Source organism: Streptomyces sp. SM1 (assembly GCF_002910825.1).
Taxonomy (GTDB): domain Bacteria; phylum Actinomycetota; class Actinomycetes; order Streptomycetales; family Streptomycetaceae; genus Streptomyces; species Streptomyces okerensis.
Map to the genome: position 1 here is coordinate 17436 of NZ_NEUB01001004.1, position 10613 is coordinate 28048.

General features: G+C 70.0%; 11 protein-coding genes and 1 riboswitch. Of the genes, 6 read left to right on the top strand and 5 right to left on the bottom strand.

Features of this window, described 5'->3' with window-relative positions:
- Positions 1-42: 42 nt before the first annotated feature.
- From B9S61_RS35895 to B9S61_RS35910, 4 genes are all read right to left on the bottom strand, one after another.
- Positions 43-948 carry a LysR family transcriptional regulator gene (locus B9S61_RS35895; RefSeq protein ID WP_103545910.1) on the bottom strand — a complete coding sequence of 302 codons (906 nt, stop codon included), beginning with the start codon at positions 946-948 and terminating at the stop codon, positions 43-45.
- Between the two features lie 229 nt (positions 949-1177).
- Positions 1178-2347 carry a cystathionine gamma-lyase gene (locus B9S61_RS35900; protein WP_103545911.1) on the bottom strand — a complete coding sequence of 390 codons (1170 nt, stop codon included), beginning with the start codon at positions 2345-2347 and terminating at the stop codon, positions 1178-1180.
- Positions 2344-2835, bottom strand: a complete 492-nt coding sequence (locus tag B9S61_RS35905; protein ID WP_103545912.1) for a low molecular weight protein-tyrosine-phosphatase — start codon at positions 2833-2835, stop codon at positions 2344-2346. Before B9S61_RS35905 ends, B9S61_RS35900 begins: the two co-directional genes overlap by 4 nt.
- Positions 2836-2840: 5 nt before the next feature.
- The gene (locus B9S61_RS35910) at positions 2841-3218 is read right to left on the bottom strand and encodes a phage holin family protein (RefSeq protein WP_103545913.1); all 378 of its coding nucleotides are present in this window, start codon (positions 3216-3218) and stop codon (positions 2841-2843) included.
- Positions 3219-3278: 60 nt separating this feature from the next.
- Between B9S61_RS35910 and B9S61_RS35915 the strand changes: the two genes are divergently transcribed.
- The 4 genes from B9S61_RS35915 to B9S61_RS35930 all read left to right on the top strand — a co-directional run bounded on the left by B9S61_RS35915 (position 3279) and on the right by B9S61_RS35930 (position 5511).
- Complete coding sequence (locus B9S61_RS35915; protein ID WP_103545914.1) at positions 3279-3596, top strand: cupin domain-containing protein; 318 nt, start codon at positions 3279-3281, stop codon at positions 3594-3596.
- Positions 3597-3744: 148 nt separating this feature from the next.
- Positions 3745-3957 (top strand): DUF5326 family protein, encoded by a 213-nt coding sequence (locus B9S61_RS35920; protein ID WP_030957557.1) that lies wholly within the window; start codon positions 3745-3747, stop codon positions 3955-3957.
- A gap of 283 nt (positions 3958-4240) precedes the next feature.
- Positions 4241-4978, top strand: a complete 738-nt coding sequence (locus B9S61_RS35925) for an IclR family transcriptional regulator (protein WP_103545921.1) — start codon at positions 4241-4243, stop codon at positions 4976-4978.
- 98 nt (positions 4979-5076) lie between these two features.
- Positions 5077-5511 carry an SsgA family sporulation/cell division regulator gene (locus B9S61_RS35930; RefSeq protein WP_103545915.1) on the top strand — a complete coding sequence of 145 codons (435 nt, stop codon included), beginning with the start codon at positions 5077-5079 and terminating at the stop codon, positions 5509-5511.
- Between the two features lie 69 nt (positions 5512-5580).
- Here the strand turns inward: B9S61_RS35930 and B9S61_RS35935 are convergent, their stop codons facing one another.
- Positions 5581-6996, bottom strand: coding sequence for a YibE/F family protein (locus B9S61_RS35935; RefSeq protein ID WP_103545916.1), 1416 nt, complete (start codon positions 6994-6996; stop codon positions 5581-5583).
- Positions 6997-7068: 72 nt separating this feature from the next.
- Positions 7069-7258: riboswitch (TPP riboswitch) on the top strand.
- Between B9S61_RS35935 and thiC the strand changes: the two genes are divergently transcribed.
- Positions 7251-9047, top strand: a complete 1797-nt coding sequence (gene thiC, locus B9S61_RS35940; RefSeq protein ID WP_103545917.1) for a phosphomethylpyrimidine synthase ThiC — start codon at positions 7251-7253, stop codon at positions 9045-9047. Its footprint overlaps the riboswitch before it by 8 nt.
- A gap of 122 nt (positions 9048-9169) precedes the next feature.
- The gene (locus tag B9S61_RS35945) at positions 9170-10585 is read left to right on the top strand and encodes a VWA domain-containing protein (protein WP_103545918.1); all 1416 of its coding nucleotides are present in this window, start codon (positions 9170-9172) and stop codon (positions 10583-10585) included.
- Positions 10586-10613: the final 28 nt, after the last annotated feature.

A 10613-nucleotide genomic window follows, 5' to 3' on the forward strand; every position in this document is an offset into this window, starting at 1 on the left:
CCCGCGGACCGGTTTCAGGCGATGTGACCCCTGCCGCGAGGATCAGCACCAGTCGGCCGCCGCCTGCTCCAGCCACTCGTGGGCCCGCGCGATGTGCGGCATCACCAGCGTGCCCGTGCGGATCACCAGGAAGTAGGTGCGCAGCGGGGGCACCATCGGTTCATGCAGGGCGACCACCTCCCGCCGCTCGAGTGCCGCCGTGCACAGGTAGCGCGGCAGTACCGCCAGCCCCGCGCCCGCGGTGGCGCAGGCCAGCACCGCGCGTAGATCCGGGACGACGACGGTGCCCGGTGCGGCCGGCCGGGAGTCGAAGACGGACGCCCAGTAGCGGGTGACGAAGGGCAGCGACTCGTGCACCTCGACCACCGGGATCCGTTCCAGGGCGGACGGACCGGCCCTGTGGAGCGTGCCGGGGCCGATCCGCTCGGCCCAGCGCGGGGCGGCGACCAGAACGTGCTCCTCGTCGCAGAGCGCGGTCGCGGAGAGCAGGGCGCCGCGTGGACGGGCCGTGCTGATGGCCAGATCGTGATGTCCGGCGGCAAGCCCGTCCAGCGTTTCCTCGGTGGTCCCGAAAGAGGCGCGCAGGGTGAGGCCCCGGCCGTCCTCCCGGGTCAGTTCCGTGAGTGAGGGCAGCGCCCGCTCGGCGGTGAACTCCGGGGGACCGGCCAGATGCAGCGTCCGTAAGAAGGGGTCCTCCGCCGGCCCGGACTCGGCGATCTCCGCCAGGGCGTCGAGATGCGGTGCGGCCTTGTGGGCGAGTTCGTCCCCGATGGGAGTCGGTGTCACACCCCGCGCCCGGCGCAGGAACAGGGGGCGCCCCAGCTGCCGCTCCAGCGTCCGTATCTGCGAGGTCACGGCCGGCTGCGAGAGGCCCAGCAGCGCGGCGGCACGGGTGAAGGAGCCGGCCCGGTGCACGGTCACGAAGGTCCGCAGCAAGGCCAGATCCACGGCACACCCTCCTCGGTCGACCCCCGCTGCCGGTCCGGACGCGGCCAACTATAAATAGGTCGATAGGTCGCTGTCGCTACGGTGATTGGACACTGACACACAGTCAACTAGCCTGGGTCGCGCGGTTCTTCGCGCACGGAACCGAGGGCGGTCCGAGCCACGAGGGGGGAGGTTCGGACCGCCCGCCGCAGTGCGCCGGGCGATGTCCGACCCAAGCCGGTACGGCTGGTCAGACGTCCGAATCGGCCAGGGCGCGCAGGACGTCGGCCACCAGGTCCTCCGGGTCCTCGGCACCTACGGAGAAGCGGACGAAGCCCTCCGGCACCGCGTCCCCGCCCCAGCGCCCGCGCCGTTCCGCCGTGGACCGTACCCCGCCGAAGCTGGTCGCGTCGTCCACGAGCCGCAGAGCGTCGAGGAAACGTTCCGCACGCGCGCGCGAGGGCAACGTGAAGGACACCACGCAGCCGTAGCGCCGCATCTGCTGCGAGGCGGTCCTGTGCGAGGGGTCGTCGGGCAGTCCCGGGTAGCGCAGTCCCGTCACCTCCGGCCGTTCGCGCAGCGCCCGGGCGAGCGCCAGCGCGGTGGCGTTCTGCCGGTCGACGCGCAGGTGGAGCGTGGCGATGGAACGGTGCGCGAGCCAGGCCTCCATGGGGCCGGGGATCGCCCCGACGATCTTGCGCCAGCGCCGGACGGCGGCCATGGCGTCGGCGTCGCGGCCGGTGACGCATCCCAGGAGCACGTCGCCGTGCCCGGTGAGCTGCTTGGTGCCGCTCGCCACCGAGAAGTCGGCGCCGAGTTCCAGCGGACGCTGGCCGAGCGGCGTCGCGAGGGTGTTGTCGACGGCGACGAGGGCGCCCTGGGCGTGTGCCGCCTCGGCGAGCCGTCGTACGTCGCACACGTCCAGCCCCGGGTTCGAGGGCGTCTCGATCCACAGCAGCTTCGCGCCGTCGAGGACCTCGAGCTGGGCGTCGCCGCCCGTGGGCGCGGTGCGGACCTCGATGCCGAACGTCTCCAGCTGGGCCCGCACCAGGGGCAGGGCCTGGTAGCCGTCGTCCGGCAGGACGACCGCGTCCCCGGCACGCAGCTGGGAGAAGAGCACCGACGAGATCGCGGCCATGCCCGAGGCGAACACCAGAGCCTCGGCATCCTCCCGCCCGGGCGCCTCCAGCTCGACGATGGCCCGCTCCAGCAGCGTCCAGGTGGGGTTCTCGTCCCTGCCGTAGGTGTACGGGCCGGTGGGATCGCCCGGCAGATGGAAGTGGGCCGCGAACACGGGGCCGGGCAGGGTCGGCTCGTGCTTGACCGGCTCGGGCAGTCCGGCGCGCACCGCGCGGGTGCCGTCACCCGCCCCGTCGGGCCGGGCCGGGCCGTGGCCCGCGCCCGTTGTCGCGTCGTTCATGCCGCCTGTCCTTCCAGGTCCGTGCGTACCGCGGCGAGCAGACCGGTGCTCGCCGTCTCCACCATCTCAAGACACTCCTCGAAACCGCCGGCGTCCCCGTAGTAGGGATCCGGGACGTCGAGGTCGTCGCCGGCGGCCGGGTCGTACGACCGCAGCAGTCGCACCTTGTCCGCGTCCCGCTTGGTGGGGGCGAGGCGCCGCAGTGACCGGAGGTGCCCGGAATCGAGTGCGACGACGAGATCGAGGCGGGCGAACCAGGACGGGTCGAAGCGACGGGCCGCGTGGCCGGCGGCGTAGCCGTTCTCCCGCAGCACGGTCTCCGCGCGGGGGTCGGCACCCTCGCCCTCGTGCCAGCCGTCCGTACCGGCGCTGTCCACCTCGACCAGGCTGTCGAGCCCGGCCGCCGCCACCCGCGCGCGGAACACGGACTCGGCCATGGGTGAACGGCAGATGTTGCCGGTGCAGACGAAACAGACGCGGTAGGTCATCGTGCTCAGTCCCCGTCGGGCAGAACGACGTTGAGCGCCCAGGAGACGACGGAGATGATCAGACCGCCCAGTACGGCCGTCCAGAAGCCCTCCACGTGGAAGCTCAGGTCCAGCGTGTCGGCGAGCCAGGAGGTGAGCAGCAGCATCAGGGCGTTCACCACCAGGGTGAAGAGCCCGAGGGTCAGAATGAGCAGGGGGAGGCTCAGGAGCTTCACGACCGGCTTGACCAGGAAATTCACCAGGCCGAAGATCAGGGCGACCAGGAGAAGGGTGCCGATCTCCTTGCCCGTGCTGTCACCGGTCAGGGTGATGTCGTCGAGTAGCCACACCGCCACCGCCAGGGCACCCGCGTTGGCGATCGTCTTGACTAGGAAATTCATCATGTGTCTGATCGTGACAGACACGATCGGGCTTGAGCAGTGAGGTAGGGGCGTAACCAGGAGATGAAGGCATTTCGGCTGGACGAACTGGAGGCGGAACGCGCCGCCAACGACGGGGCCTACCTGCAGTTCCTGCGGGAGCGGAACATGTCGGTGGGTCTCTACGCCCTGGACGCCGGCGTCCAGGATCCCCAGCAGCCGCACCATCAGGACGAGGTGTACTTCGTCGTCAGCGGCCGGGCGTCGATCACCGTCGGTATGGAGACCACCCAGGTGGCGCGGGGCAGCGTCGTGTACGTGCCGGCCGGCGTGGCCCACAAGTTCCACCACATCAGCGAGGATCTGCGGGTCCTGGTGGTGTTCTCTCCCCCCGAGAGCTGAGCCGGGCACTCCGGGTTCCCTAGGGGATCGGTCAGGGGAGGACAAGGGGTACGAGGCCCCCGGCCGCCCCCCTGCCGCCCTAGCATCGGATGCAGGACATCATCGACACGACCCGGCACTCGGCGGGCGGAGAGACAAGGACAGGGCGATGCGGGAGATTTTCGCGGGACTGCCGTGGTGGGTGAAGTGGATCGCGGTGCCGGTCATCGCTCTGGTGGTGTTCGGCGGACTGATAGCGAGCGTGGTCGGATTCGTGATCGGACTGCTCTTCAAGCTGCTGGTGTTCGTGGCGCTGGTCGGCGGACTCATCTACGTCGTACGCAAGTTCATGTCGAGTTCCTCGTCGCGCAGCGACTGGTGAGCCGAGAGGGACCGGTGAGGCGGTAACAGGAATCACCGGTTCCCTCGGGCGGGGGAAGTTTCGCCCACGGGTCGTCTGCATGCGGTGACAGCCCGTTAGAGTCCGGAATTCGACGCGGGGACGATCCCCGCGAGCGGCGACCCCCCCTACCCGTGTTCCCCGCACGGGCTGCCCCCTCGCGTTTCGGGAGTGACCCTTGGCCACGACTGGCACCGCCTCAGCCCCCCTGGCCGCGGTCCCCCCGCAGCCCCGCTCCCCGGCGCCCACCGCGCCCGCCGCGACCCTGATCGGCTCCGTGCAGCGGGCCATGCGCCTGCTGGAGACCGTCGCCGGACACGCGTGCGGGGCCCCCGCCAAGCAACTGGCCCGCGAGACCGGGCTGGCGCTCCCCACCACGTACCACCTGCTGCGCACCCTGGTGCACGAGGGCTATCTGCGCCGTGACAAGGGGCTGTTCTTCCTGGGGGAGGCGGCGGAGCGGCTGAGCGGCAGCGGAGCACAGCAGAAACGTCGCAGCAAGGTCGTCGACACCCTCGCCCGCTGGCGTGACGCGATCGGTGTTCCCGTGTACTACGCGGTGTACCGCGAGGGCGAGATCGAGATCATCTGCGTCTCCGACACCCCGGGCAATCCCGCGGTCGAGGAATGGGCCGACTTCCGGGAAACCGGCCATGCCCACGCCATCGGGCAGTCTCTGCTCTCCCAGCTCGACGACGGGGCCCGCCGTGACCATCTGAGCCGTCATCCGGTGTGCCCGGTCACGCCGTACACCGTGCGCGACGATCACAGCCTGCTCCGGCGGCTGGACCGTACCCGGCGCATGGACGTCGTGACCGAGCGTCAGGAATACGCCCTCGGGACCATGTGCGCCGCCATCCCGATCACCGTCGGTGCCACGGCGGCGTCGGTGGCCATCTCCCTGCCCGCACATCAGGCCGACCGGCTCGCCCCCGCGGCCCGGCTTCTGCAGGCCGAACTGGGGCGCCTGCTCGGTTCGCTGGCGTTGTCTATCAGTATCTGAAAACTCACTTCTTGTGATCTGTTGTGTACGTTGAGCAAGATTTCATCTGGTGTCAGGATCCATGCCCGGCCAGTCCGCGGCGAATGACGGGGTAGGCGATGCGCGAATCCGTACAGGCAGAGGTCATGATGAGCTTTCTCGTGTCGGAGGAGCTTTCCTTCCGCATCCCGGTGGAGCTGCGCTACGACACCTGTGATCCCTACGCCGTGCGGCTGACCTTTCATCTGCCCGGGGACGCGCCGGTGACCTGGGCCTTCGGCCGGGAGCTGCTGATCGACGGTGTCGGCCGGCCGTGCGGTGAGGGGGATGTACGGGTCTCACCGGTCGATCCCGACATGCTCGGCGAGGTGCTGATCCGGCTTCAGGTCGGCAGCGACCAGGCGCTGTTCCGCTCGTCGACCGTGCCGCTCGTGGCCTTCCTCGACCGCACCGACAAGCTGGTGCCGCTGGGCCAGGAGGGGGCGCTCGCCGACTTCGACGCCCACCTCGACGACGCGCTGGACCGGATCCTGGCGGAGCAGAGCGCCGGCTGAAGTGCCGCGGCAGTCGGGTGGGCCGGTGTGGTGGAACGCTTCAGCACGTCCCGTTCCGCTGCACGGACCTCACCGCTTACGGCGCCTGCCCCTTCCACCGCGTCCCGTGGCCGACCGGGCGTCCGGCACCTGCGCGCGCCCCCGCCCCTCTTCCTGCCCGTGCCCCTCGCGGACTCCTGCCGGCGGGCGGTCGGCCGAGACCACCAGGGCGGCCAGCACCGTGGTGACCGGCACCGAGGCGACCAGGCCGATGGAGCCGATGAGGGTCCGCACGATCTCCACCGCGACCAGCTCGCTGTTGGCCACCGTTCCCACGCCGCTCTGAGCGATGGAGAACAGCAGCAGCAGGGGCAGCGCGGCGCCCGCATAGGCGAGGACCAGGGTGTTGACCACGGACGCGATGTGATCGCGGCCGATACGGATGCCCGCCCGGTAGAGTCCGCGCCGGCCCATCGACGGATTGGCCTCGTGCAGCTCCCAGACCGCGGAGGTCTGGGTGACCGTCACGTCGTCGAGGACACCGAGCGAACCGATGATCACGCCGGCCAGCAGCAGGCCGCTCATGTCGATCCCGGGATACAGCCCGTGAATCAGACCGGTGTTGTCGTCCGTGTTTCCGGTGAGCGCGGCCCAGCCGATGAACACCGACCCGAGGACACCGATCAGCAGCAGTGAGATGAGGGTTCCGAGCACCGCCACCGAGGTACGTGCCGAGAGCCCGTGACACAGATACAGGGCGAGCAGCATGATCGCACTCGCTCCCACGACGGCCACGACCAGCGGGTTCGACCCCTGAAGGATGGCCGGCAGGATGAAGAAGTTCAGCACCAGGAAGCTGACCGCCAGGGCGACGAGCGCCATGACACCGCGCAGCCGTCCCACGGCCACGACGGCGAGCGCGAAGATGCCGGCGAGCAGCGCCAGCGGGAAGCGCCTGTTCACGTCGGTGACCGAGTACTGCAGGTCCTCGGGAGCGGAGGGCTCGTAGGCGACCACGACCTCCTGACCCTGTTCCAGCTGACGGGTCTGGTCCGGCTGCACGATCTCGTTGAACGTGCGGCCCTTGTCGTCGCCGGTATCGACCCGGATCGTGGCCTTCTTGCAGGTACCGTCCGCCTGTTGCTGGGCGGAGGAGCCCTCGGCCGTGGACGTGTCACCGGTCGGCACGCCTCCGGAGGCGTTCACGGACTGGCAGCTCACCTCGACCACCTTGGTGACCGTGGCGTCCTGTGTCTGCCGGTCGAATCCGACGCCGGTGCGTTCGTGCGCGGGGGCGCCGCCCGGCCACAGCACGGCGAGCCCGATCAGCACCGCCGCGGCGAACGGGATCAGGATCGCCGCGATGACCTTGCGCAGATGCCGGGAGACGGGCGCCGCCGGACCGTGGCTATGACTGTGTCCGTGCCCCTGTCCGTGTCCGCTCCCGGCGCCGGGGCCCGGGGACGGTTCGGGTGGTGGGTACGGGGGAGGCTGAGTCGGGGTCACCGCCCGATCATCGCAAGAAGCGAGCGGGCCCTCTGGTCACCGCGCCAGAAATGACGCTAGCGTGGTGACACCTTTTGTACACGCGGGAGCTCGGAGCACCGGGCTGAGAGGGCGCTGACCTTCGTCCCAGCGATGTTTCACATGAAACATCACCGAAGTCGAGTGATGTTTCACACGGAACGTCGGCAGACGAGATCCGCTGCGTCGACCGCCGAACCTGTTACCGGGTAATGCCGGCGTAGGGAGTAGGTCTCATGACCAACAAGGACGCACGCACGCCTGCCTCCAGCCAGGACCCGACGGAGACGTCGGTGAACGGGGAGACCGGGAAGTCCATCGGCTGGCACAAGGCGTACGTCGAGGGCGACCACCCCGACCTGCGCGTGCCGGTCCGTCAGGTGCACCTCACCAACGGGCAGTCGGTCACGCTGTACGACACATCCGGCCCGTACACCGATCCGCTCGTCGGCACCGACGTCCGCAGAGGACTGGCGCCCCTGCGGGAGAACTGGATCGTCGCCCGCGGTGACACGGAGGAGTACGCGGGCCGTCCCGTCCGTCCCGAGGACGACGGCATCAAGCACACCTCTCCGCGCGGGGGCCTGCGCAACCTGGACGCCGTCTTCCCCGGGCGGCCGCGTCTGCCGCGCCGGGGCCGCCCGGATCGGGCGGTCACGCAGCTGGCGTACGCGCGCCGCGGTGAGATCACGCCCGAGATGGAGTTCGTGGCGATCCGGGAGAACGTCTCTCCCGAGGTGGTCCGCGAGGAGATCGCGGCGGGCCGGGCGGTGCTGCCCGCGAACGTCAACCACCCGGAGATCGAGCCGATGATCATCGGCAGGCGGTTCCTGGTGAAGGTCAACGCCAACATCGGCAACTCGGCGGTGACGTCCTCCATCGAGGAGGAAGTGGAGAAGATGACCTGGGCGACCCGCTGGGGCGCCGACACGGTCATGGACCTCTCCACCGGCCGCAACATCCACACCACCCGGGAATGGGTGCTGCGCAACTCCCCCGTTCCGATCGGCACCGTGCCGCTCTACCAGGCCCTGGAGAAGGTGGACGGCCGGGCCGAGGAGCTGACCTGGGAGATCTACAAGGACACGGTCATCGAACAGGCGGAGCAGGGCGTGGACTACATGACGGTCCACGCGGGCGTGCGTCTCCCGTACGTCCCGCTCACCGCCCACCGCAAGACGGGGATCGTCTCGCGAGGCGGCTCGATCATGGCCGCGTGGTGCCTGGCGCATCACAAGGAGTCGTTCCTGTACGAGAACTTCGAGGAGCTCTGCGAGATCCTCGCCGCGTACGACGTCACCTACTCGCTCGGGGACGGCCTGCGGCCCGGCTCCATCGCGGACGCCAACGACGAGGCGCAGTTCGCGGAGCTGCGCACGCTCGGCGAACTCAACACGATCGCGAAGCGTTTCCACGTACAGACCATGATCGAAGGCCCGGGCCATGTCCCGATGCACAAGATCAAGGAGAACATCGACCTTCAGCAGGAGATCTGCGATGAAGCCCCGTTCTATACGCTCGGCCCGCTGACCACCGACGTCGCTCCGGCGTACGACCACATCACCTCCGGTATCGGTGCCGCGATGATCGCCTGGTGGGGCACGGCGATGCTCTGCTATGTCACGCCCAAGGAACACCTGGGCCTGCCCAACCGCGACGACGTCAAGACCGGCGTCGTCACCTACAAGATCGCCGCCCACGCCGCGGACCTCGCCAAGGGGCACCCCGGCGCGCAGGAATGGGACGACGCGCTCTCCGACGCCCGCTTCGAGTTCCGGTGGGAGGACCAGTTCAACCTCGCCCTGGACCCGGACACGGCCCGCGAGTTCCACGACGAGACGCTCCCGGCGGAACCCGCCAAGACGGCCCACTTCTGCTCGATGTGCGGTCCGAAGTTCTGTTCGATGAAGATCTCCCAGGACATCCGCCGCGAGCACGGTGGCAGCCGGGCCGAGATCGAGCGGGGAATGGCGCAGAAGTCGGAGGAGTTCGCGGCGAGCGGGAACCGGGTGTACCTGCCGATCGCGGACTGAGCGTCCGGCGCGGGAGCGGCGCCCGCGGCGGTGCCGCTCCCATGGGCGGGCCGGGGCCGGGACCGGGCGGGGACGGGCGGGTCACTCTCCCTTTCGGGGGACCGGGTGGGCAGACTGGCTGTATGACAGCGAGTTCGATGAGCAAGGGGTCCAATCTTCCGGTCGATGCCCGCGTGGTGCGTGTGGAGCTCGCCTGGGCGGCCGGCGCCGGGGTGCCGGACATCGATGCCTCGGCGCTGCTGCTCACGGAGGCCGGGCGGGTGCGGGACGACGGGGACTTCGTCTTCTACAACCAGCCACGCCATGCCACGGGTGCGGTGACACATCTCGGGAAGCGGAGCGCTCCCGGTACCGCGACCGACACCGTCGAGGTGGATCTGGGCGCGGTCCAACCGGCCGTCGAACGGATCGCGCTGTGCGCGTCGGCCGGCGGCGGGACGTTCGGCCAGGTGCCGGGGCTGGTGCTCCGGCTGCTCGACGCCGGGACGGGAGCCGAGGTCGCCCGGTTCGCCATGGCCGCGGGCACCGAGACCGCGTTCATCGGCGGTGAGCTGTACCGGCGGCAGGGGAAGTGGAAGTTCCGCGCGGTGGGGCAGGGGTACGCCGCGGGGCTGGCCGGGCTGGCGACGGACTTCGGCATCACCGTGGACGAGCCCGCCCCGGCGGCCGCCCCGCTCGCCGCCCCGCTCGCGGCCCCGGTGGTGCCGCCGTCCCCGTCCCCTCCTTCGTCCACCCCCGTCCCGTCCTCCCCTCCCACCGCCCCCGCGGCTGCTTCCCGGCTCACCAAGGGCGAGGAGCGGCTGCCCGTCGACATGCGCAAGCGGCTGTCGCTGCGCAAGGAGCAGGTGGCGGTCAGTCTCCGCAAGCACGGGGCCGCCGAGGTCATGGCGCGCGTCATCCTGGTACTCGACGCTTCCGGGTCCATGTCCTTCCTGTACTCCAAGGGCATCGTGACCGATGTCGTCGAACGGATGGCCGCGGTGGCGGCGCAACTGGACGACGACGGGGAGATGCAGGCCTGGACCTTCGCCTCGAACCCGGCCCGGTTGCCGGATCTGCGGCTCGGCGAGCTTCCCGAGTGGCTGCGGCTGCATGTGCGGGTGGGGGAGGTGGGCCTGTTCCGGCGCGGGCGGAAGAAGGGGCTGGACCCCGTCCAGGTCGACATGCGGGACGTCGGCATCCAGAACGAGGAGCAGAAGGTCATCGCCGAGGTGCGGGCGTTCGTGCGCGACCACCCGGCGTCCGCTCCGACGCTCGTGCTGTTCTTCTCCGACGGCGGTGTCTACCGCAACAAGGAGATCGAACGCGAGCTGCGCGAGGCCGTGGAGGAGCCCGTCTTCTGGCAGTTCGTCGGCCTGGGCAAGTCCGACTACGGCGTGCTGGAGCGGTTCGACACGCTGCCCGGACGCCGTGTCGACAACGTCGGCTTCTTCGCCGTGGACGACATCGCCACCGTCCCCGACCCCGAGTTGTACGACCGGCTCCTGACCGAGTTCCCGCTGTGGATCACGGCCGCGGGGCGTGCGGGCATCCTCTGAGCGGCGGTCCGACGGCGAACCGGGCTCG

Excerpts from the sequence above, each read along its gene's own strand:
- B9S61_RS35900 (WP_103545911.1), bottom strand. The coding sequence starts at position 2,347 with ATGAACGACGCGACAACGGGCGCGGGCCACGGCCCGGCCCGGCCCGAC.
- B9S61_RS35905 (WP_103545912.1), bottom strand. The coding sequence starts at position 2,835 with ATGACCTACCGCGTCTGTTTCGTCTGCACCGGCAACATCTGCCGTTCA.
- B9S61_RS35910 (WP_103545913.1), bottom strand. The coding sequence starts at position 3,218 with ATGATGAATTTCCTAGTCAAGACGATCGCCAACGCGGGTGCCCTGGCG.
- B9S61_RS35915 (WP_103545914.1), top strand. The coding sequence starts at position 3,279 with ATGAAGGCATTTCGGCTGGACGAACTGGAGGCGGAACGCGCCGCCAAC.
- B9S61_RS35920 (WP_030957557.1), top strand. The coding sequence starts at position 3,745 with ATGCGGGAGATTTTCGCGGGACTGCCGTGGTGGGTGAAGTGGATCGCG.
- B9S61_RS35930 (WP_103545915.1), top strand. The coding sequence starts at position 5,077 with ATGCGCGAATCCGTACAGGCAGAGGTCATGATGAGCTTTCTCGTGTCG.
- thiC (WP_103545917.1), top strand. The coding sequence starts at position 7,251 with ATGACCAACAAGGACGCACGCACGCCTGCCTCCAGCCAGGACCCGACG.
- B9S61_RS35945 (WP_103545918.1), top strand. The coding sequence starts at position 9,170 with ATGACAGCGAGTTCGATGAGCAAGGGGTCCAATCTTCCGGTCGATGCC.